Source organism: Bacteroides salyersiae WAL 10018 = DSM 18765 = JCM 12988, from assembly GCF_000381365.1.
GTDB classification, from domain to species: domain Bacteria; phylum Bacteroidota; class Bacteroidia; order Bacteroidales; family Bacteroidaceae; genus Bacteroides; species Bacteroides salyersiae.
In genome coordinates this window covers 626631-649984 of sequence record NZ_KB905466.1, presented here as the reverse complement: position 1 = coordinate 649984, position 23354 = coordinate 626631, and the positions used below count along the sequence as shown (strand labels likewise).

General features: G+C 41.0%; 21 protein-coding genes. 13 read left to right on the top strand and 8 right to left on the bottom strand.

Going from position 1 to position 23354, the window contains the following annotated elements:
- Positions 1–70: 70 nt before the first annotated feature.
- A complete protein-coding gene (gene nrfA / locus HMPREF1532_RS02605; protein WP_005924406.1) occupies positions 71–1552 on the bottom strand; it encodes an ammonia-forming cytochrome c nitrite reductase in 1482 nt (493 codons plus the stop codon).
- A 37-nt stretch (positions 1553–1589) separates the two neighbouring features.
- Positions 1590–3950 carry a sensor histidine kinase gene (locus HMPREF1532_RS02600; RefSeq protein ID WP_025819218.1) on the bottom strand — a complete coding sequence of 787 codons (2361 nt, stop codon included), beginning with the start codon at positions 3948–3950 and terminating at the stop codon, positions 1590–1592.
- Between the two features lie 362 nt (positions 3951–4312).
- Between HMPREF1532_RS02600 and pepT the strand changes: the two genes are divergently transcribed.
- The 4 genes from pepT (at position 4313) to HMPREF1532_RS02580 (ending at position 9694) form a co-directional block, all read left to right on the top strand.
- Entirely contained in the window at positions 4313–5539 is a 1227-nt protein-coding gene (gene pepT, locus HMPREF1532_RS02595) for a peptidase T (RefSeq protein WP_005924400.1), read from the top strand.
- A 31-nt stretch (positions 5540–5570) separates the two neighbouring features.
- A complete protein-coding gene (gcvT, locus tag HMPREF1532_RS02590; RefSeq protein WP_005924398.1) occupies positions 5571–6656 on the top strand; it encodes a glycine cleavage system aminomethyltransferase GcvT in 1086 nt (361 codons plus the stop codon).
- 289 nt (positions 6657–6945) lie between these two features.
- Positions 6946–9198: a monovalent cation:proton antiporter family protein gene (locus HMPREF1532_RS02585; RefSeq protein WP_005924395.1), complete on the top strand. Its 2253-nt coding sequence runs from the start codon at positions 6946–6948 to the stop codon at positions 9196–9198.
- Positions 9199–9268: 70 nt separating this feature from the next.
- Positions 9269–9694: an HIT family protein gene (locus HMPREF1532_RS02580; RefSeq protein WP_005924392.1), complete on the top strand. Its 426-nt coding sequence runs from the start codon at positions 9269–9271 to the stop codon at positions 9692–9694.
- A gap of 147 nt (positions 9695–9841) precedes the next feature.
- Here the strand turns inward: HMPREF1532_RS02580 and HMPREF1532_RS02575 are convergent, their stop codons facing one another.
- The 5 genes from HMPREF1532_RS02575 to HMPREF1532_RS02555 form a co-directional block, all read right to left on the bottom strand.
- The gene (locus tag HMPREF1532_RS02575; RefSeq protein WP_240043655.1) at positions 9842–11062 is read right to left on the bottom strand and encodes an IS256 family transposase; all 1221 of its coding nucleotides are present in this window, start codon (positions 11060–11062) and stop codon (positions 9842–9844) included.
- Between the two features lie 117 nt (positions 11063–11179).
- Complete coding sequence (locus tag HMPREF1532_RS02570) at positions 11180–11599, bottom strand: RNA-binding S4 domain-containing protein (RefSeq protein WP_005924386.1); 420 nt, start codon at positions 11597–11599, stop codon at positions 11180–11182.
- 38 nt (positions 11600–11637) lie between these two features.
- Positions 11638–12201, bottom strand: a complete 564-nt coding sequence (gene pth, locus HMPREF1532_RS02565) for an aminoacyl-tRNA hydrolase (protein WP_005924383.1) — start codon at positions 12199–12201, stop codon at positions 11638–11640.
- Between the two features lie 104 nt (positions 12202–12305).
- A complete protein-coding gene (locus HMPREF1532_RS02560; RefSeq protein WP_005924380.1) occupies positions 12306–12896 on the bottom strand; it encodes a 50S ribosomal protein L25/general stress protein Ctc in 591 nt (196 codons plus the stop codon).
- A 136-nt stretch (positions 12897–13032) separates the two neighbouring features.
- Positions 13033–13395, bottom strand: coding sequence for a PUR family DNA/RNA-binding protein (locus tag HMPREF1532_RS02555; protein ID WP_005924377.1), 363 nt, complete (start codon positions 13393–13395; stop codon positions 13033–13035).
- Positions 13396–13563: 168 nt separating this feature from the next.
- On the opposite strand from HMPREF1532_RS02555, the gene nusB reads away from it, so the two are divergent.
- From nusB to HMPREF1532_RS02525, 6 genes are all read left to right on the top strand, one after another.
- Positions 13564–14490, top strand: a complete 927-nt coding sequence (gene nusB / locus HMPREF1532_RS02550) for a transcription antitermination factor NusB (protein WP_025819647.1) — start codon at positions 13564–13566, stop codon at positions 14488–14490.
- 43 nt (positions 14491–14533) lie between these two features.
- Positions 14534–14857 carry a preprotein translocase subunit YajC gene (yajC, locus tag HMPREF1532_RS02545; RefSeq protein WP_005924373.1) on the top strand — a complete coding sequence of 108 codons (324 nt, stop codon included), beginning with the start codon at positions 14534–14536 and terminating at the stop codon, positions 14855–14857.
- A 20-nt stretch (positions 14858–14877) separates the two neighbouring features.
- Positions 14878–15894 (top strand): CdaR family protein, encoded by a 1017-nt coding sequence (locus HMPREF1532_RS02540; RefSeq protein WP_005924371.1) that lies wholly within the window; start codon positions 14878–14880, stop codon positions 15892–15894.
- On the top strand, positions 15884–16492 hold the full coding sequence (gene coaE / locus HMPREF1532_RS02535) for a dephospho-CoA kinase (protein ID WP_005924369.1): 609 nt from the start codon (positions 15884–15886) through the stop codon (positions 16490–16492). The genes HMPREF1532_RS02540 and coaE overlap by 11 nt, the downstream gene beginning before the upstream one ends.
- Before the next feature lie 106 nt (positions 16493–16598).
- Positions 16599–17021 carry a DUF5606 family protein gene (locus HMPREF1532_RS02530; RefSeq protein ID WP_005924366.1) on the top strand — a complete coding sequence of 141 codons (423 nt, stop codon included), beginning with the start codon at positions 16599–16601 and terminating at the stop codon, positions 17019–17021.
- Positions 17022–17502: 481 nt separating this feature from the next.
- Entirely contained in the window at positions 17503–17742 is a 240-nt protein-coding gene (locus tag HMPREF1532_RS02525) for a hypothetical protein (protein WP_005924362.1), read from the top strand.
- Between the two features lie 69 nt (positions 17743–17811).
- Here HMPREF1532_RS02525 and clpB read toward each other — a convergent pair whose 3' ends face one another.
- Positions 17812–20400, bottom strand: a complete 2589-nt coding sequence (clpB, locus tag HMPREF1532_RS02520) for an ATP-dependent chaperone ClpB (RefSeq protein ID WP_005924359.1) — start codon at positions 20398–20400, stop codon at positions 17812–17814.
- Between the two features lie 324 nt (positions 20401–20724).
- Here clpB and HMPREF1532_RS02515 point away from each other — a divergent pair, with 324 nt between their 5' ends.
- The 3 genes from HMPREF1532_RS02515 to HMPREF1532_RS02505 all read left to right on the top strand — a co-directional run bounded on the left by HMPREF1532_RS02515 (position 20725) and on the right by HMPREF1532_RS02505 (position 23324).
- Positions 20725–21303, top strand: a complete 579-nt coding sequence (locus HMPREF1532_RS02515) for a DUF6621 family protein (RefSeq protein ID WP_005924356.1) — start codon at positions 20725–20727, stop codon at positions 21301–21303.
- Between the two features lie 52 nt (positions 21304–21355).
- On the top strand, positions 21356–22252 hold the full coding sequence (locus tag HMPREF1532_RS02510) for a LysR family transcriptional regulator (protein ID WP_005924353.1): 897 nt from the start codon (positions 21356–21358) through the stop codon (positions 22250–22252).
- A 79-nt stretch (positions 22253–22331) separates the two neighbouring features.
- A complete protein-coding gene (locus HMPREF1532_RS02505; protein ID WP_005924350.1) occupies positions 22332–23324 on the top strand; it encodes a YeiH family protein in 993 nt (330 codons plus the stop codon).
- Positions 23325–23354: the final 30 nt, after the last annotated feature.

The window sequence follows — 23354 nt, the reverse complement described above, 5'->3', positions numbered from 1 at the left end:
GTTTTCTACAGAGGGTTGTAGAAGCATGCACTTCTTAATATAAGATATAAGATCGAATTGTAAAAGCGGGTTATATACCTGCAATGCGTTTATTCTCTTTCGCCTCCTGTATCCACATCGGGATCACCTCTTTCAAGAATTTTTCTTTGGCTGCCTTTTCGGTAGAAATGTCCAAACCGATATATTGCTGGGCTTTTTGTTTGGTGGAAATATCCGGTAACGGCACATCATCGGAATATCCATGCCGTATCAGAACTTTGGCGATAGCCATGCGTGCCTTGTATGCTTTGTCCAGCCCATGCCCTAAGATCCGCATGGTCTCTTGTGGAGCATGGAAAGAAGCGCCATGAGAAGAAACCCCGAAATCCCATCTCCATTGTGCCTGGCGAATATATGTCAATGCTTCTTGCATTTCGTTTTCGGTAGCTCCTTTGTCCCAGGCAAACTTGGCTTCGATATGCGCTGTAGTCAATTCCTTTTCCAATAGATTGCGCAGTTCATCAGCTTTCTGCTGTCGTTCATATACGTTATGACGAAGTGTTTCCTTATTGTCGCGGTGGCAAGTTTGGCAAGTACGTTCCACTACTGCCAGTGGATTTTGGATATGATGGTCACTGTACTTTATACCCCCTTCTTCGTCATATGGCATATGGCAATCGGCGCATGATACCCCACGCTGAGCATGGATACCCATGCGGAATATTTCATAATCGGGGTGCTGGGCTTTCAATATAAGGGCACGGCTCAACTTATGAATGTAGTCGGTAAAATCAGCTTCATCGTAATATTTTTCTATATTTTCTACCGTGAGACCTTTATCCCAAGGAAAGGTCAGCCGTTTTTCATCTCCTTGGAAATAATATTCCGCATGGCATTGGGCGCATACCAATGAGCGCATTTCCTGTGGAGAAGCTTTGTTTACATCCTTGCCTTGACGACTGAATGCTTCAATAAGTGCCGGACGGCTGATATGCAGATTCATGTTTTCCGGTTCATGACAATCTGCACACCCCACAGGGTTTACTATCTCACTACCCAATGCCGCCCATTTTTGACGGTAGAAAGAATCTACACCGATCGTTTGCATCAATCGGGGGACATCCGGGCTTTTGCATGCCCAGCACGAAGAGGGTTGCGGACCGTCAGCCGCTTTCATGGGCGCACCGGTACGGAGAGAATGGATGGCATCATTCAGTGCATACATATGTCCGCGCGGAGTGGAATAATCTTTTGAAAAGGTGTAACCGGCCCATAATACCACCATCTCGGGACGTTGTGCTAAAATATCTACGGAAAAATCTCTTCGGAAATCGCTCAGGGAATGAGGCGTTACCGTATCTGCCCACGTCTGGTATTCGCGGGGATAGCTTTTGCTGAAAAGGGGGCTACGTGCTTCTACGCCGGTTATCTTTACTTTTTGAGTGTAAGTGATAGTTGCTATTTCTTTTCTGGACTCCAGTAAGGATGAGATGCCTATTCCAAGCATAAAGACCAAAATCATTACACTGCTAAATAACAACCATTCCTGCCAGGATTTCATTTTGCTTTTCATTGTTTGTTTTTTTCTTTTAAAATCTCCATTATGCAGACTATATCGCATTTGCCAAAGATAGAATTACCGTGAAACAACTGCCTTTATCTACTTCCGACTGTACTTCTATGCGTCCTCCCAACCGTTCAATAATCACTTTACAGATGGAAAGTCCTAAACCGCTGCCCTGCTCGAACTCATTAATTTTATAGAAGCGGTCGAAAATCATGAGGAGCTCTTTTTCATCGATACCTTTGCCGGTATCTTTTACATAAACGCGTACCTCATGATGGGTCTTATCTAATTTACATCCTAATGTTATTTCCCCTTTGCTGGTGAACTTATTGGCATTATTCAAGAGATTGGAGATAACTTGGGTGAAGCGGAGACGATCCGTGTTGACAGGTAACGAAACACTTTCATCGAGTTCAAGATGGAAATTTAAAGAGGGCTGTATCAGTCCTTGGTGGGTCATATAGATCTCTTTTATTACCTCTGTCAAGTTACATTCTTCCATTTCGAAAAAGGTGATACCGGAATCCATGCGAGACATTTCCAATACGTCATTGACTAACTTCAATAGTAAATCGTTATTATGATTCACCAGCTCGAGCATGGTCGCTTTTTCTTCCGGATCTAATTTGTCGGCTTCTTCGCCTACCAGTAAATTCGTGAAACCCACGATGGCATTTAGCGGAGTACGGATCTCATGGCTCATATTATTGAGAAACGATTGCTTTAGTTCTGCTTTTTCTGCTATCTGCTTTGCCAATATGAGTTGTTCTTCGTGTTCTGTCTGTTTCTGGATATTCTGCATGATACCCGCCATCATAATTTTTCCTTGTGCATCTTTCAGGCTGCTGCATCGGAGTTCAAACCATTGGTAGTCTTCTTTCTCCTTATCGAAACAGAAACGAATACGTTGTATTTGCATATTGGGAGATTGGTGCAGCGTCTCATAAAACGAACTCAGCAACGGAATATCATCCGGATGTATATATGTCCGGAAATCATCCTTGGTGAATTTTCGTTGTTCAAGTCCCATTGGGTAACCGTAATTGCCGTCGAACTCAATAATGTCGTCCTGAATATTCCAAAGCGTGATTTGTCCTCCATCCATAGAGAGACTCAGTCGCTTTTGAACCTCTTCCAGCATTTGAAGATTTTTGTGTTCTATTAGTGAACGCCGGTGCATGCGCAGTAAAATAATGGAAATCAAAATGAAAGTTAGAACAAACAATGTCCCCAATAAATAAAGCTCCTTTTGGTAATGGGCATAAAATGGATAATTAATGATGCGGACATTTTGGGGGACATTGTGCATATGCCCTGCATATTCGGAAAAATAAGTCCAATCCAGCACATATTCTTTGTTCAGATCCCTTATTTTAGGCATGCCTGTTTTCTCTTTATTCAGAAGACGGACACTTAAGTCGACAGCCGCTTTTGCCGAGATCTCTTTCGTGGCCATATATCCGCCTACAATTTTGGCTTTTTCATTAAATCCCTCACGAATACAACTGAAAGAAGGAATGTTCAAGGCATTCACAATCGGAATAGCCATCCTATCGAATTTATCCAGTAAAAAGACTTGGTCTTCCTGTATACGTCTCGAGCGTTCGAGCATGATCAGCAAAGAGGCTCCTTTTATATAACGGAACGGACAAAGGCTGACAGTCAGCTTGTTCATTGCTAAACTGTCATTTGTGATGCCGGGCATTAAATTGAAGTACGCGATCATTTTCCATAGCTTCTCGTAATCGGACTCTTGTGTAAATTCTTTCTGATATCCTAGAAACTTTACGTTTTTTCGTTCAACTACGTGGGTGAGCATATCAAAAGACTCACCTCCCATAGCAGTCATATCTATATTATAGAAGATCTCTAAGCCGGTATGAGGGTGTAGTGTTTTAATGAAATCCATATTGCGCTTTAAGTCGGGAGTATCACGTAATATATACACTTTCTGCAAATCATATTCCGCTATCAATTTTTCATTGGGGAAATGCACATTGCAAGCTACCACGGGAATAGAGGATAATAGTCGGTGATGGGTAGATAATAAAGCACCGGTAGCCTGATCTCCTATGGGCAAAATAAGGTCTATGGATTTATTTTTAAGCGATTCGAGGTATTTTTCAATACATCCGGTTTCTTCTGTCCGGTTAGAATAAGAGTAACCAAGATAGAATTTATCGAATATTACCTTAATCCCTTGGTTTTTGAATTCTTTTTGCAAACATTCTTCGATATTACCATGTCCAATTTCATCTTTGGCAGTAGAATAGATAAGAGAGAGATGTTTCGTTGCCATGTTATTAGTGACATGCCATTGTTTGTAATTTAGTCCGCATATAAAGGCAAATAACAAAATAATGGAAACTGATATGTATTTATGCTTCAGGTTGTTTTTGTTCATGGTGTTGTTTAATTGCGAGCAAAAATAACATAATTTCGGTAAAAAAAGCATATAAGATAAAGATACTTTTATTAAAATGCATTATTTATTAAAAATCGAGGGATAGAGTGAGATATAGATGGTCTTCTCTGAACTAAGAAGGTTGGGTATCTTCTGAAAATTTCAACAAACAGTCAGAATATGACGAATGTACATGATCATAAAAAAATATTCTGTACTATCAAAAAGAAACCATTGATAGGGTGGAAATGCATTTTATAGAAAAAGAGCCGGGATTTGCTTGTCAATTCACGGCTCTTTTTCTACCTTTACGGCAAATGTATTGTCAATTGTAAATAGTGAATCTTTTAATTGTAAATAATATGGCTTTAGTAGAACGTTTTTTGAAGTATGTAAGCTTTGATACTCAATCAAGTGAAGAGACACGGATTACTCCCAGTACTCCGGGACAAATGGTTTTTGCCAAGTATTTGAAATCGGAACTGGAGTCTTTAGGCCTGGAAGAGATTACATTGGACGAACACGGTTATCTTTTCGCCACCCTTCCGGCGAATACGGATAAGGAAATTCCCACTATCGGTTTTATTGCCCATATGGATACGAGTCCTGATATGAGTGGCAAGGATGTGACACCGCGCATCGTGGAAAATTATAACGGTTCGGAGATCGTGCTTGATGCTGAAGAGCGGGTAGTACTGAGTCCGGCACAATTTCCGGAATTGCTTGACCACAAGGGGGAAGATTTGATAGTTACCAATGGAAAAACGTTGTTGGGAGCCGATGATAAGGCCGGTATCGCAGAAATTGTTTCTGCAATGGCTTATCTCAAAGAGCACCCGGAAATTAAACATGGTAAAATTCGTATCGGTTTCAATCCTGATGAGGAAATCGGTGAAGGTGCACATAAATTCGATGTGGAGAAATTCGGTTGTGAATGGGCCTATACGATGGACGGCGGTGAAGTAGGGGAGCTGGAATTTGAGAATTTCAATGCGGCGGCGGCCAAAATCATATTCAAAGGGCGTAACGTGCATCCGGGCTATGCCAGACATAAAATGATAAATTCCATTCGTATAGCCAATCAGTTTATCAGTATGTTGCCACGTCATGAAACGCCCGAGCATACCGAAGGGTATGAAGGGTTCTATCATCTGATCGGCATTCAGGGAGATGTGGAACAGACAACTCTTTCTTATATAATCCGCGATCATGATCGTTCGAGGTTTGAAAGCCGCAAACGTGAAATGGCTCATCTGGTGAGAAAAATAAATGCGGAATTCGGAGAAGACATTGCGGTGCTCGAACTTCGTGACCAATATTATAATATGCGTGAAAAGATAGAACCTGTGATGCATATTATCGATACTGCTTTTGCAGCGATGGAAGCGGTAGGAGTGAAACCGAATGTGAAACCTATTCGTGGTGGTACGGATGGGGCTCAGCTATCATTCAAGGGCTTGCCTTGTCCCAATATCTTTGCCGGCGGATTGAATTTCCACGGTCGCTATGAATTCGTGCCTGTTCAGAATATGGAAAAGGCGATGAAAGTGATCGTGAAGATAGCGGAACTTGTTGCTCAAAAAGCTTGATTCATCAACCATAAATCATAATTCATAAATCATGAAAACCACTCCGTTTACCGACAAACATATTGCATTGGGTGCCAAGATGCACGAATTTGCCGGCTATAATATGCCTATCGAGTATTCCGGCATTATTGACGAACATCTCACGGTGTGCAATGCCGTAGGTGTATTCGATGTATCCCATATGGGAGAGTTCTGGGTGAAAGGTCCCGGTGCGTTGCCCTTTCTGCAGAAGATTACTTCTAACAACGTAGCTGCACTTGCACCCGGTAAGGTGCAATATACCTGCTTTCCGAATGAAGAAGGCGGGATTGTGGATGATTTGTTAGTGTATCAGTATGATCCGCAGAAATACCTGTTAGTGGTCAATGCTTCTAATATTGAGAAAGATTGGAATTGGTGCGTTGCACATAATACCGAAGGAGCCGAACTTGAAAATTCTTCGGATCGTACTGCGCAGTTGGCAGTTCAGGGGCCGAAAGCAATTCTTGCTTTGCAGAAACTGACGGATATCGATCTTTCGGATATTCCCTATTATACGTTCAAAGTCGGTGAGTTTGCCGGGGAGAAAAACGTGATTATTTCAAATACCGGTTATACAGGTGCAGGAGGTTTCGAGTTGTATTTCTATCCGGACGCTGCTGATAAGATATGGAACGCAGTTTTTGAAGCTGGCGAGGAATTCGGGATCAAGCCTGTCGGGCTGGGTGCCCGTGATACGCTTCGGCTTGAAATGGGATTTTGCTTGTACGGCAATGATTTGGATGATACCACATCTCCTATTGAAGCGGGGTTGGGGTGGATTACGAAATTTGTGGATGGGAAGAATTTTACTAACCGTGCGATGCTTGAGAAACAAAAGGCCGAAGGAACCGTACGTAAATTGGTTGGCTTTGAGATGATCGATCGTGGCATTCCTCGTCATGGATATGAATTGGTAGATGAGGATGGTGGTAAGATAGGGATTGTAACTTCGGGAACCATGTCTCCTATGAGGAAAATCGGTATCGGCATGGGATATGTAAAACCGGAATACAGCAAGTTGGGAACAGAAATTTTTATCGATATGCGGGGACGTAAATTGAAAGCGGTGGTGGTAAGACCTCCGTTCAGGAAGTAAAACGATCATCAAAACTGTTAATTCAGTAGTTCAGTAGTTCAGTAGTCAAGTAGTAAGTAGTTAAGTAGTCAAGTAGAAATGTTTTGTCTAATATATTTCCCTTAACTACCTACTATCTACTACTTACTACTTGACTACTGAACTACTTGACTACTGATTATGAATCACTCAGACTAAGTGTATGCCTTAGGTTAACAAAGTTTAGCCTGAGGCATAATTTTTTTTGTCCTTAAGCCGGTTTCTCTTTTGATTTTCGTGTAATTTTGCATGCAATAAAACATTAACGGAGATGTCAAACTTACCTACATTGATAGCCGACTTGGCGTTGATCCTGCTTTGTGCCGGCGTAATGACACTGTTATTTAAAAAATTAAAACAGCCTTTGGTGTTGGGATATGTTGTTGCCGGGTTTCTGGCCAGTCCGCATATGCCTTATACCCCCTCGGTAATGGATTCTGCCAATATTAAAACTTGGGCCGATATAGGTGTGATCTTTCTTCTGTTCGCATTAGGACTCGAGTTTAGTTTCAAGAAAATAGTGAAAGTCGGAGGTACGGCAGTCATCGCCGCCTGTACCATTATATTTTGTATGATTCTTTTGGGAATGGGCGTGGGGATGAGTTTCGGATGGCAACGGATGGACTGCATCTTTTTGGGAGGTATGATAGCCATGTCTTCTACGACTATTATATATAAGGCATTTGATGATCTCGGACTGCGTAAAAAACAATTTACCGGATTGGTGCTGAGTATTCTTATATTGGAAGATATCCTTGCTATCGTGCTTATGGTGATGCTTTCTACAATGGCGGTGAGTAATAACTTTGAAGGAACCGAGATGCTCGAAAGCATCGGAAAACTGCTGTTCTTTTTGATTCTTTGGTTCGTGGTCGGTATTTATCTCATTCCCGAATTTTTAAAGCGTTGCCGCAAGTTGATGAGTGAAGAAACATTACTGATTGTATCTCTTGCGCTTTGTTTCGGGATGGTGGTGATAGCTGCCAATACCGGATTTTCGGCAGCTTTCGGTGCTTTTATCATGGGTTCTATTCTTGCTGAAACGATAGAAGCCGAATCTATCGACCGATTGGTCAAGCCGGTCAAGGATTTGTTTGGTGCTATCTTTTTTGTTTCTGTAGGTATGATGGTGGATCCTGCGATGATTGGAGAATATGCATTACCTATTCTGGTGATAACGCTTGCCGTCATTGCCGGACAGGCATTGTTTGGTACATTTGGAGTGATATTGGCAGGGCAGCCGTTAAAGACAGCGATGCAATGCGGGTTCAGTTTGACACAAATAGGTGAATTTGCTTTTATTATTGCGTCTTTGGGAGTATCTCTTCATGTGACGAGTGATTTTCTTTATCCTATCGTAGTGGCGGTTTCGGTTATCACGACCTTTCTTACTCCGTATATGATTCGTCTGGCAGAGCCGGCATCTGATTTTGCCGATCGTCATTTGCCCGAATCCTGGAAGAGTTTTCTTGCCCGTTATTCTTCCGGTCCGCAGACGGTAAACCATGAAAACCTGTGGCGGAAACTTCTTTTCGCCATGGCCCGTATCGTAGTGGTTTATTCCATTGTAAGCATCTCTATTGTGGCTATTTCATTCCGGTTGGTCGTTCCGGTTTTCCGTGAGAATCTGCCGCATTTCTGGGCCTCGTTGTTAGGAGCTGTATTTACCATTCTTTGTATATCGCCTTTTCTCCGTGCCATCATGGTCAAAAAGAATCATTCGGCGGAGTTTATTACATTATGGAATGCCCATCGTGCCAACCGTGCACCATTGGTTTCAACGATTGTGCTCCGTATGCTGATTGCCGTGTTATTTGTGATGTTTGTGATTGCCCGGTTGTTTAAATCTTCTATCGGCTTATTGATTGGTGTTGCTATCTTGATTGTAATATTGATGGTACTTTCGCGTCGTTTAAAGAAACAATCCATATTGATTGAACGGAAATTTTTTCAGAATCTTCGCTCTCGTGATATGCGGGCTGAATATATGGGTGAGAAGAAACCGGAATATGCGGGACGTTTGCTTTCCCGTGATTTGCATCTGGCCGATTTCGAACTTCCGGGGGAATCTCTTTGGGCGGGCAAGACGTTGCTTGAATTAAATCTTGGTAAGAAGTATGGAATACATGTAGTCTCTATCCTTAGGGGACGACGGCGGATCAATATACCCGGAGGCGGTACCCGTTTGTTTCCGATGGATAAAATACAGGTAATCGGTACCGATGAGCAACTTAACCTATTCAGCGAGGAGATGTCAAAAGAGGCTTACGTAGACAGTGATGTTTTTGAAAAGAGCGAGATGACTTTAAAGCAGTTTATGATCGATGCCGATTCCGCTTTTTTAGGTAAAACGTTGCGCGAATCGGGCATACGTGATAAATATCATTGCCTGATAGCCGGTGTGGAACGTGGAGAAGAGATGTTGATGACACCGGACGTTAATGCACCGTTTGAAGAGGGGGATGTGCTATGGGTAGTCGGTGAAAAGGAGGATGTATACCAATTAGTCGGTCAAAAGAATTAAAAAATCGACATTACATGTGGGTAAGATGCTTATCTTTGCCGGCATATCAATCTAAAAAAGAATTTATATCATGAAAAGCGATCCTAAAGAATGCTTGTATTGCCAGAACAATGAAACGCTGAACAATCTGATGATCGAGATTGCACAGCTTAGTGTATCACGTGTGTTTCTTTTTAAAGAACAGACCTATCGTGGTCGTTGTCTTGTAGCATACAAAGATCATGTGAATGACTTGAACGAACTGAGTGATGAAGACCGTAATGCATTTATGGCCGATGTGGCCCGTGTTACCCGTGCGATGGATAAAGCTTTCCATCCGGAAAAAATAAACTATGGCGCTTACTCCGATAAGCTTTCCCATCTGCACTTTCATTTGGCTCCTAAATATGTGGATGGCCCTGACTATGGAGGTACATTCCAGATGAATCCGGGGAAAGTATATCTGACGGATACAGAATATCAGGAACTGATTGAGGCGATAAAGGAGAAACTGTAAGTAGTGGAGTGAATGTGTCAAAACTCCCCTTTTATCGAAATCACCCTCGCTATAACTGTGGCGAGAGTGATTTTTAGTTTATGAGAGTTTTGACGGCAGTATCCATAATTTTGTGTAAATAGAAACGGGATTCAGTTATAAGTTCTCTTATATCTGAATTCTGTTTTCAAAAATAAGCATAAATTGATTCATAATCAATCCCCAGTTAGTAATCGGCATTGTCCATTTCTTCTCAATCTCCATCAGAGAAAGGTATACCATTTTCTTCACAGCATCATCCGAAGGGAATGAAAGTTTTGATTTAGTGTACTTTCTGATTTTTCCATTCAGATTTTCTATGAGGTTTGTTGTGTAGATTATTTTCCTGATTTCCAATGGGAACTGGAAGAAAACAGTCAGGTCATCCCAGTTATTCCTCCATGAGAGGATGGCATAAGGGTACTTCCCTCCCCATTTCTTTTCCAAATTATCCAGTTCCACGGCAGCAGCCTCCTTGTTGGGCGCGTTATAGATGTTCTTCATATCGGCTGTAAACTCTTTCTTGTCCTTGTAAACGACATATTTGCAGGAGTTCCTAATCTGATGTACGACACATATTTGCGTGGAAGATTGAGGAAATACGGCACGTATGGTGTCGGTAAATCCGTTCAGGTTGTCAGTGCAGGTAATCAGTATGTCCTGCACTCCGCGGGCCTTCAAATCTGTCAGGACACCCATCCAGAATGAAGAACTTTCTGATTTTCCAACCCACATGCCAAGGACTTCCTTCAAGCCGTTCTGTTTCAGACCGATACAGAGATAGACAGTCTTGTTGATGATTTTGCCGTTGTCACGAACCTTGAAGACAATACCGTCCATCCAAACGATAAGATAGACCGGGTCCAAAGGGCGGTTCTGCCATTCCTGAGCAGCTTGATTGACTTTGTTCGTGATGATGGAAATGGCTGATGTGGACAGTTCTATCTCATAGATTTCACGCATCTCCTCTTCTATGTCGGACACGCTCATTCCTTTGGCATATAGGGAGATAACAAGTTTTTCTATGGAAAGCCCACGACTCTCGTGTTTGGGAACAACTATGGGCTCGAATTCACCGTTACGGTCACGGGGAATAGGTATGACCGCTTCACCGTGTTCGGTTTGGATTTTCTTGGGGTAGCTGCCGTTACGGGAATTGCCGCTGTTATGACCGGAAACCGAATTCTTCTCATAACCCAGATGGGCATCCATCTCACCTTCAAGCATTTTCTCCAATACCTGCGCGTGTAACTGCTTCAGAAACTTGCTGACATCAGCTTCTGTTTTGAACTGGCTAAGGAACTCCTTACTTAATACCTCATCAGGCACTACATGATTCTTCTCTTTCATAATTTTCTTCATTTTGCAAAGCTATTAAATAAAAAATACGGAACCCATACTGAAGCCCGTATTTTACATTTACACAAAATATTTTATAGTGCCGTTTTGACATACCCTCATCACTAACTACTCTTCTTCGAAATCGAAGTCAAATTCGAAATCATCCAAGAATTCCGGAGTGGTAAATTCTTCTATGCTTCGGCGGTCTTTTTTAGTCGGACGTCCTGTACCGCGTGCACGGTCTACGAACCCGCTTATCTTGCTCATTTCCAATAGTTCGTATTGGTCGGGAGTCGTTACGTTTTCCATAACTTCCGGAACAAGTTTGGCACCCACTCGTTTTTCTATGGCCTGTAATACTTTGAATGAGTAAGTGATGGGTGGTTTCTTCACTTGAATCACGTCACCGGGTTTAATCATGCGCGCGGCTTTTACATAAGAACCGTTTATACTGATACGGCCTTTTTTACATGCTTCGGCGGCAATTGTACGGGTTTTGAAAATACGTACGGCCCACATCCATTTATCTATTCTTGCTTCAGGCATGAGGTTATTTGTAATTAAATGATTAGTTACAGATTTATTTACTTTTTGTTGAATTGGTTCATGGTTATATTGATTCCCGCCAGACAGAAGCTTTTTATAATTTCACCGGCTGTTTCCAGACGTTCATCCATTGTTTTCCAATCTTCGTCTGTGAAGTGGCCGAGCACATAGTCTATCTGTCCGCCACGAGGAAAATCATTCCCTATTCCGAAGCGGAGACGTGCATAGTTTTGAGTTCCCAGTGTGGCGGCAATATGTTTCAGTCCGTTATGGCCGGCATCGCTGCCTTTTCCTTTCAGGCGAAGAGTACCGAAAGGTAACGCCAGGTCATCTACTACAATCAATACATTTTCTAATGGAATTTTCTCTTCCTGCATCCAGTATCGAACTGCCAATCCACTCAGATTCATGAATGTAGATGGCTTAAGGAGCAATAATTGTTGCCCTTTTATTGAGAAAGATGCTGTAGAACCGTAACGTCCGCTTGTAAAAGGAGTGTTATTCAACTTTGCCAAAGCGTCTACTACCATAAAACCTATATTATGGCGTGTATCACGATATTCGGGGCCGATGTTGCCCAATCCTACGATGAGATATTTCATAAGTAATTAATATGTATTGAGATGAAAAAGAAACGCAGACTAACACAGACCAAAATCTGTGATAATCTGCGTTCCGAAATATTCTGATAGAAGTATTCCTGTGATTATTTTCCTGCTGTAGCAGCTGCACCTCTTGCTGCACGAGTCAGTTTAACTGCACATACAACGGCGTCTTTTGCATTCAGCAATTCAAGACCTTCATAGTTAAGCTCACCTACTTTTACTGTCTTACCAAGACCCAAGTGAGAGACATTTACTGTCAGTTTTTCCGGAATAATATTATAGAGAGCTTTCACTTTCAGTTTACGCATCTGCAGAACCAGTTTACCACCGGCTTTAACACCTTCTGCCAAGCCTTCCAATTGTACCGGAACTTCCATAACGATAGGTTTAGCTTCATCAATTTGATAGAAGTCAACGTGCAGGATAGTATCTTTTACCGGATGGAATTGGATATCTTTCAAGATAGCATTTACTTTTTTGCCATCGATAACCAAGTCTACTACATAAATATGCGGAGTATAAACCAGGTTACGCAGACCTTCAACAGGTACTGTGAAATGGATATTTTCACCACCTCCGTAAAGTACGCAAGGTACACCGTTGTCTTTACGAATAGCTTTCAAAGCTCTTGCTTGTTCAGAAGAGCGTTCTGCAATAGTTCTTGCAGTTCCTTTTACTTCAATTGATCTCATTTTTTTAATTTTTTGTGTTACTCTAAATTAAGTGATTTGAGTGCTTAATTCACCATCACACGATGTGGTATTCCACACGATGTTGCAAAAAAGCGGTGCAAAAGTACGCTTTCTTTCTGAAATATCAAAAAAATACTTATTCAAAATCAATATCTATCTTTATTTCACCGGCCGGCTGCGCCTCTTCTATGGTTACTTCTTCTCTGGCTGCATGTCCTTGCTGGTCATTGATATATTCTATTGCTTGAGTGAGTCCGGTCATGAATTTATTGAAATCTTCCTTATATAAGAAGATTTTATGTTTTTCGAAACTGACTTGTGAATCGTCACCTTCACCCATAACCACTTTCTTGCTCTCAGTGATGGCAAGGAACATTTCATCTTTCCGGTTTTTCTTTACGTCAAGATAATAAATACGTTTACCGGCTTTGATGGATTTTGAGAATACAATCTCTTTGTCATTCATATCTGCGTTCATTTTCTTTTTTAAATCTTCCATATCATTAGGTCCGTTTATAATCGGCTTCAAAATTGGAACTTTTTTTTTAACTGTCAAAAGAAAAAGGGCAGAGAATGAAATACTGCATTAAAAAATGTGATTTATTTGCAGAAACTCATTAAAAATATCTACTTTTGCAATTCGTTAATAACAGTATTATTAAAGATTATGATTAACAGAGTTCTTATTCGTCTAAAAATCATACAAATAGTGTATGCTTACTATCAGAACGGCAGCAAAAATTTAGACTCAGCGGAGAAAGAGTTGTTCTTTAGCCTGTCAAAGGCTTATGACCTCTATAACTATTTGTTGATGCTTATGATTGCATTGACGGACTACGCACAAAAACGCATTGACACAGCTAAAGCCAAACTGAAACCTACAAAAGAAGAGTTGTATCCGAACATGAAGTTTGTGGAAAACAAATTTATTGCACAACTTGAAGTGAATAAACAATTGACGGAATTCGTTGCCAATCAGAAAAGGACATGGGCGAATGATCAGGATTTTGTCAAAGAGCTTTATGATAAAATAGTGGAGTCGGATATTTATAAGGAATATATGGCTTCAACTGACAACTCTTACGAGGCAGACCGTGAGTTGTGGCGGAAACTTTATAAGATGTTTGTATTCAACAATGATTCTTTGGATCAGGTATTGGAAGATCAAAGTTTGTATTGGAACGACGATAAAGAGATTGTAGATACATTTGTGTTGAAAACAATCAAACGCTTTGAGGAAAAACAAGGGGCCAACCAACCGTTGCTTCCCGAATTTAAAGATGATGAAGATCAGGAGTTTGCACGTCGTCTTTTCCGTCGTACGATATTGAATGCCGACTATTATCGCCACCTTATCAGTGAAAACACCAAAAACTGGGATTTGGACCGTGTAGCATTTATGGATGTAATTATTATGCAGACGGCTTTGGCAGAAATTCTAAGTTTTCCGAACATTCCGGTCAGTGTTTCGTTAAATGAATATGTAGAAATAGCTAAGCTTTACAGTACGGCTAAGAGTGGTAGTTTCATCAATGGAACATTGGATGGAATTGTTAATCAATTGAAAAAAGAAGGTAAGTTGACAAAAAACTGATACCTTTGCTCTTATAGATTAAAAAACTAAAACGAAATTATTTATGAATTTATTGACTGTATTACTGCAAGCTCCTGCTGCAGGTCCCGACGGAAGCCTGATGTGGATTATGCTGATAGCAATGTTTGTTATCATGTATTTCTTTATGATTCGTCCGCAGAATAAAAAACAAAAGGAAATTGCTAACTTTCGTAAATCTCTTCAAGTAAACCAGAAGGTTATTACTGCTGGGGGAATACATGGAGTGATCAAAGAAATTAACGACGATCATATCGTACTTGAAATTGCATCTAACGTAAAGATTAAGATAGATAAGAATTCTATTTTTGCAGATGCATCTGCTGCAAGCCAGCAACCTGCTAAATAAGTTATAATATAAATAAGCCTATGTTCGAACGTAGGGACATAAAGTCTATTTATTTAGAACTATCTGAAAAGATTAAGAATTTTCTGCTTAGTGATAAGAGCAGAGAATTCTTAATCTTTTTGTTTTTTTTCTTTATTGCCGGAGGATTCTGGCTTTTGCAAACATTAAATAGCGATTATGAAGCCGAGTTTTCTATTCCTGTCCGCTTGAAAGGGGTTCCCAATAATGTAGTTATAACCTCGGAACCGTCTTCGGAACTGCGTGTTAAAGTAAAGGATAGAGGAACTGTCTTGCTGAATTATATGCTCGGGAAGAGTTTCTTTCCGGTGAATCTTGACTTTGCTGATTATAGCGGACGGGATAATCATGTGAGGATATATGCTTCAGAGTTTGAGAAAAAGATCATGAGCCAGCTTAATGTGTCTACTCGTTTGCTGTCGGTGAAACCGGATACGTTGGAGTATATTTATTCTACCGGAAAGTCTAAACAGGTGCCGGTGAAGATGCGGGGAACGGTAACTGCAAGCCGTCAATATTATATTTCCGATACGATTTATTCTCCTGATTCTGTGCTGGTTTATGCACCTGCCAATATTCTCGATACGATAACGACTGCATACACGCAAAAGGTCGAATTGAATGATATCGCAGATACGCTGACTTATCATGTTTCTCTCGTAGGAGTAAAGGGGGCCAAGTTTGTGCCAGGTGCGGTAGATTTAACTTTACCGGTAGATATTTATACGGAAAAAACGGTTGAAGTGCCTTTGCATGGAGTCAATTTCCCGGCAGATAAAGTTTTGCGTACTTTCCCGTCGAAGGTGCAGATTACCTTTAAGATCGGTTTGGGGAGGTTTGATAAAGTCGATGCCGGTAATTTCATGATAAATGTATCTTATGAAGAATTACTGAAGTTAGGATCGAATAAATATACCGTGAAGCTCAAGTCTGTTCCACGGGACGTAAGTCACATTATTCGTATTGTACCCGAAAAAGTAGATTTTCTGATTGAACAAGTATCTCCCAATGAGTATTAAAATCGGTATAACAGGTGGAATTGGCAGCGGAAAGAGTGTCGTTTCGCAATTGCTGGAAGTGATGGGGATTCCTGTTTATATAGCTGATGTCGAGTCTAAACGTTTGACAAATACTGATCCGTATATAAAGAAAGAACTCTCTTCTTTACTGGGAGAAAAGGTATTTGCAGGCGGTGCTTTAAATAAACCGCTTTTGGCTTCCTATCTTTTCGGACATCCGGATCATGCCAGGCAAATTAATGGAATTATTCATCCGCGGGTGAAAGAGGATTTCCGTAAGTGGGTGGAGAAACGGGCACTGTTTCCTATAGTGGGAATGGAGTCGGCGATTTTGATAGAATCGGGATTTGCAGGTGAGGTAGATGTGATAGTAATGGTTTATGCTCCATTAGAGATACGGATACAGAGGGCGATATGCCGGGATAACTCTTCGCGTGAACTTATAGTGAAACGTATTGAGAGTCAGATGAGCGATGAGGAAAAGCGTAAGCAGGCTGATTTTGTAATTGTGAATGATGATGACATGCCGCTCATCCCGCAGGTTTTGGAATTAATCTCTTTGCTATCTAAAAAAACGGATTACCTTTCAGAAAAATAGCTACTGTCTCAGCAATAAAAATAAGCGAGCTTATTTTGTATTGTCTTCGGCTTACACTATCTTTGCCAACCGAAAAAATAATCAATAATAAAAAACTGAATATATTATGTTGAAGACTATTTTGTCAATTTCCGGCAAGCCGGGATTATATAAACTCATTTCACAGGGAAAGAATATGCTGATTGTAGAATCTATCAGTGCTGAAAAGAAACGTTTTCCGGCTTATGGCAACGAGAAGATTATTTCATTGGCAGATATTGCAATGTATACGAATGATGCTGAGGTGCCTTTGCGTGATGTGCTTGAATCAATCAAGGAGAAAGAGAACGCAGCAGTTGCTTCTATCGATCCGAAGAAAGCAACTGCTGAAGAACTGCGTTCTTATCTGGCAGAAGTATTGCCGGATTTTGATCGGGACAGAGTTTACGTGAACGATATCAAGAAGTTGATTTTATGGTATAATATTCTTGTTACCAACGGAATTACAGAATTTAAAGAAACAGAAGCAAAAGAAGAGACGGAAGAATAAGCCGGATTGTAAAGTGTTGAAATATAGGAGCGTGATAAATGTCATTGAGGATGTTTATCACGCTTTTTGTTTTTTTATTGGTAAGTTCAAAACAAAAGAAAATACTCTCTGTTCTCTCTGTACTATGTATTTGCAGGAATATTTTGGGCTTTCTTTTGTAAGATTCAATGCTTTTTTACTTATCTTTGTTGCAATCCTTCGGCATCTGAAGTGTCAGGCGATAGGATAAAATAACAAATTAGAACAAAGGCGTTTACGATATTATTCTGTACTTGAAATCTGGACAATTTCACTATTCAGGAATAATGCTAACAAGCGCTCATGCTCTGCTGTATATGAAAATATATAGTACTGGGCGTGGGTTGTTGTACATTATTTGAATAGTGGCAGTCCAGAGCCTCAAGTACGATAATGGCAACAGTTCCCACGCTTTTTTATACATAAAGATCTCTTAAGGGGCTGAGAGGTGGACAAATAAAGTATGAATAAACGGTTTAATAAAACATTCGAACTCCTGCTGGACACCGAAAAAGGAGTTTTGCAACTAAATGGTCTGTTTGTAGATACAATGGTTTATTTGTATGACGATCATGGAAATTTGCAAGCGAAAGAACAATGCCCACAGCAATCTTTGATGATGCAACTTCCGAAACATGGTGCATATGTACTTGTACTGCTTCATCCTGTCTACGAGGTGGCTGTACGAAGATTTATATATTGAGTGTTTTATACGGAAAATGCCGGTATGCTCGGTGGCATATCGGCATTTGATAGTGAATTTACTTCTTGTTTAGTTACGGAAAGATAATCCGTCTCCGGCCACATCGACTATGATCGCTTTGCTGCGGTCCACTTCCTGCGCAAGTAACTTTTTGGACAGGTCGTTTAGCAGATAGCGTTGGATGGCTCTTTTTACAGGTCGTGCACCAAATTCGGGATCATAACCGGCTTGTGCTATGAAATTGATGGCATTGTCTGTAAGTTGCAGTTCTACCCCGTTTTCTGCAAGCATCTTCTGGACACCTTTAATCTGTAACAGAACGATTTGTTTAATCTCTTTTTCTGTCAAAGGCAGGAACATTATGGTTTCGTCAATACGGTTCAGGAATTCCGGACGGATTGTCTTTTTCAACATGTTCATTACCTCCTTTTTAGTCTCTTCAACTACCTCTTCCTTATTGGAACCATTTAGTTTTTCCATCTGGCTTTGTATATAGGAACTACCCATATTGGAAGTCATGATGATAATGGTATTTTTGAAGTTGACCACGCGTCCTTTATTATCCGTCAGTCGCCCGTCATCCAGCACTTGCAGCAGAATGTTGAATACATCCGGGTGGGCTTTCTCGATTTCGTCGAACAATACCACGGAGTATGGTTTACGTCGGATCGCTTCCGTCAATTGTCCGCCTTCATCATATCCTACGTATCCCGGAGGGGCTCCGACCAAACGGGAAACGCTATGTTTCTCCTGATACTCGCTCATGTCGATACGGGTCATCATCGTCTCGTCGTCAAACAGGAATTCTGCGAGTGCTTTTGCCAATTCTGTTTTACCTACACCGGTGGTACCGAGAAATATGAATGAACCTATCGGACGTTTCGGGTCTTGTAATCCTGCACGGCTACGACGTACGGCATCAGCAACGGCAGCAATAGCTTCATCCTGACCAATCACACGTTCGTGAAGTTCATCCTCGAGATGGAGCAACTTGTCTTTTTCGCTTTGGAGCATTTTGCTTACCGGAATACCGGTCCAGCGGGATACTACATCGGCGATGTCTTCGGCATCCACCTCTTCCTTGATCATAGCCGAATCGCCTTGCATCAGCTTCAATTCTTCCTGTATCTCTGTGATTTCCTTGTCCAATGCTTGTAGCTTTCCATAACGGATTTCCGCTACTTTTCCATAATCTCCTTCACGTTCTGCCTTTTCTGCCTCGAACTTCAAGTTTTCTATTTCTACTTTATTCTGCTGGATTTTATCCATCAGTGATTTTTCATTTTGCCATTTGGCCTTGTAAGATTTCTCCTGTTCCTTCAATTCGGCGATTTCTTTGCCTATCGTATCCAGTTTCGGTTGATCTTTTTCACGTTTGATAGCTTCACGCTCGATCTCTAATTGTTTGATTTTGCGTGATATCTCATCCAGATCTTCCGGGACGGAATCTACTTCCATACGGAGTTTGGCGGCAGCTTCATCCATCAGGTCGATCGCTTTATCGGGTAAGAAACGATCGGTGATATACCGGTTGCTTAATTCCACGGCAGCAATGATGGCATCGTCTTTGATACGTACATGGTGGTGGTTTTCATAACGCTCCTTCAATCCACGTAGGATGGAAATGGTACTGAGTGTGTCCGGTTCATCCACTTGTACGATCTGGAAACGACGTTCCAATGCCTTATCCTTTTCAAAATATTTTTGATACTCATCGAGGGTGGTGGCACCGATTGCCCGTAATTCACCGCGTGCTAAAGCCGGTTTAAGAATATTGGCGGCATCCATTGCCCCTTCTCCTTTACCTGCTCCGACTAACGTGTGAATTTCATCAATAAACAGGATGATATTTCCATCGGATTTCATCACTTCATTGACTACCGACTTCAGCCGTTCTTCGAATTCACCTTTATATTTTGCACCTGCTACCAATGCACCCATATCCAGTGAGTACACTTGCTTGTCACGCAGGTTTTCGGGTACGTCACCTCTTAATATACGATGGGCCAACCCTTCTACAATAGCTGTCTTACCGGTACCCGGTTCACCTATAAGTATGGGGTTGTTTTTGGTACGGCGACTTAATATCTGAAGCACACGCCGTATCTCTTCATCACGTCCGATAACGGGATCGAGCTTACCGCTACGGGCTGCTTCGTTCAGGTTAATGGCATATTTTTCAAGTGATTGATAAGTATCTTCACTTGATTGTGAGGTCACCTTTTCGCCTTTACGCAATTCGTTGATGGCACTGCGTAACTCTTTTTCTGTCATTCCTGCATCTTTCAGAATGGTGGCAACGGTACTTTTTACAGTCAGTAACGCCAATAATAAATGTTCGAGTGAAACGAATTCATCGCCCATTTCTTTTGAATATTGTGTTGCTTTCTGAAGCACATCATTCGATTCTCTGCTCAAATAAGGTTCTCCACCGGATACTTTCGGTAATGAATCTATCTGTTTGTCGACAACCAGCGCAATTTGTTGTCCGTTCACTCCTAACTTCTGGAAAATGAAGTTGGTTACGTTTTCACCGACTTTCATTACCCCTGCCAGTAAGTGAGCCGGTTCAATGGCCTGCTGCCCCCGGGCTTTTACCAAGTTTACGGCTTCTTGCACCGCTTCCTGGGATTTAATGGTAAAGTTGTTAAAGTTCATATCTTATAATCTCCTTTCTTATTTTCACGTTTTCAATAACACTAAAGGGGGCGCAAAAGATTTGCCAATACATATAATATGCCATTTTTTCAGTAAAATTATATAATTAGTTGACAAAATGTCTGCTTTATATCCATAGGGTATATAGAGCTTTTGAGGGGGATAATTGTCTCTGTACTATCTTTATGATTGGGACATGGAGATATGATTATTTATACAGTCGGGGCATACTGCCTAAACTTTTAGAAGATTGATGATGCGTGTATAAAAGCTTTATTGTATCTTTATCCCTCAATATACGGATTTTATAATGGAATAATTTTTATGGATAAAAAGATAAAATTGCCTGAGATTGTTATGCTGATTGATGCCGCATTCTTGAATTATGTAATTTCGGATTTAAAAAGCTATTTTGAGAAAATGCTGAATCGGCCTTTACGGGAAATTGATTTATCATTGTTGACTACTTATCTGGCGTTGGATGCCGGCATTAGTGAGGGGGATAACAAGGCACAGTTGCTGTTTGTGTATGATAAAGATTCTTCTAAGTTGCTGTTTTGCAAACCGGCAGATCTGAAAGAAGAACTGAACGGGGTTGCTTTTTCAAGCCAGTTCGGTGAATTTTCTTTCGCCGGGGTTCCTTGTGAAGAAATGGTGATCCGCGAAGAACTGTTTCTTGATTTGTTGGGAATAGTATCGGATTCGGCAGATGTGAAGAAGCTTATTGTGATTTCTTTTAATGAAGAATATGGAGATAAGGTGAGAATCGCCTTGAATGCCGTGAAGGAAAAAGAGGTTATTCAGTTCCGTATGAGTGAACCTGACGGAGTGGTGGAGTATCATTGGGAAATGCTGGCATTCCCGTTAATGCAGGCTTTGGGTATCAAAGGGGATGAATTGTAAGAGAATCGCTTCTTGTGGTTCGTCCTGTTATTAATCGTTAATCATTATTCATATGTCCGATTTCCGTTTAAAAGTATTTCAAAGCGTAGCAAAAAATCTCAGTTTTACAAAAGCCTCGCAAGAGCTTTTTGTCAGCCAACCGGCCATAACCAAACATATTCAAGAATTGGAAGCCTGTTATCAGGCGAGACTTTTTGACCGTCAGGGAAATAAAATATCTCTCACAGAAGCCGGAAAATTGTTATTGGAACATAGTGAACGTATTCTTGATGCTTACAAACGTCTGGAATATGAAATGCATCTTTTGCACGGCGATTATATCGGTGAGTTGAAACTTGGTGCCAGTACCACGATAGCCCAATACGTGCTGCCACCTTTATTAGGAAATTTTATCCGTAAATTTCCACAGGTGAATCTGTCTCTCTTGAACGGTAATTCCCGTGAAATAGAGACTGCATTGCAGGAACACCGGATTGATTTGGGATTGGTGGAAGGGATTTTTCGCTTGCCCAATTTGAAATATACTACCTTCCTTGATGATGAGTTAGTAGCCATCGTACATGCTCAAAGCAAACTTTCCTTGCCGGATGAAATAACTCCCGAAGACTTGCAGCATATTCCTCTTGTCCTTCGTGAACGTGGTTCGGGTACTCTCGACGTGTTTGAACGTGCACTGCTCCAACATAGCATTAAACTCTCTTCCCTCAATGTGTTGATGTATCTCGGCAGTACAGAGAGTATAAAATTATTTCTGGAAAACACGGATTGTATGGGTATTGTATCTATACGTTCTATTTATAAAGAATTGGCTTCCGGTAATTTCCGTGTCGTTGAGATAAAAGAGATGCAGATGTTACGTGAGTTTTGTTTTGTTCATCAGCAAGGGCAGGAGGGAGGATTACCACAGGTGTTTATGCAGTTTGCTATGCACTATAACCAAAGGTTATAGTGCATAAATAGAAACAATTGGTGCATGCCATAAAGTAACCGTATCTTTGCACTCGAAAAAATAATTAAACAATAAAGATATGGTGTCAGCTATTACAAGAACATTAAAGACGAATAATAAAATTGTCTATGTATCCTTACTTTCGATTTTAACTTTTTTCTTATTATTGGATTATATTCCGGGCATGCAAGCTTTTTCGGCATGGGTTACTCCTCCTTTGGCTTTGTTTTTAGGATTGGCTTTTGCATTGGTTTGCGGGCAGGCACATCCGAAATTTAATAAGAAGACTTCTAAATATTTGTTGCAATATTCCGTAGTAGGTTTGGGGTTTGGTATGAATCTCCATTCGGCACTTGCCTCCGGTAAAGAAGGTATGGAATTTACCGTTATCTCAGTAATAGGAACTTTGGTGATTGGCTGGTTTATCGGACGTAAATTATTGAAGGTAGATCGTAATACTTCTTATTTAATCAGTTCGGGTACTGCTATTTGCGGTGGTAGCGCTATTGCTGCGGTAGGGCCGGTAGTGAAAGCTAATGATAGCGAAATGTCTGTTGCTTTAGCCACTATTTTTATTTTGAATGCTATTGCATTGTTCATTTTCCCGGTAATAGGCCATGCTTTGGGTATGAGTCAACATGAATTCGGGACATGGGCTGCCATTGCCATTCATGATACGAGTTCGGTGGTAGGAGCCGGTGCGGCATATGGAGAGGAAGCCTTGAAAGTGGCGACTACCATTAAGTTGACACGTGCCCTTTGGATTATTCCAATGGCATTTGCCACTTCGTTTATTTTCAAAAGTAAAGGGCAGAAGATTAGCATTCCTTGGTTTATTTTCTTTTTTGTATTGGCTATGATTGTGAATACTTATCTATTGGGAAGTGTTCCGGAGGTAGGTGCCGCTATTAATGGCTTGGCACGCAAAACTCTGACTATAACCATGTTTTTTATTGGTGCTTCCTTGTCTATTGATGTTGTGAAATCAGTTGGCCTTAAACCTTTGGTCCAGGGAGTATTGCTGTGGGTGGTTATCAGCTGTAGTACATTAGCCTACATTTATTGGTTCTAAAAATCATACAGTTGTATTCATTTATATAGC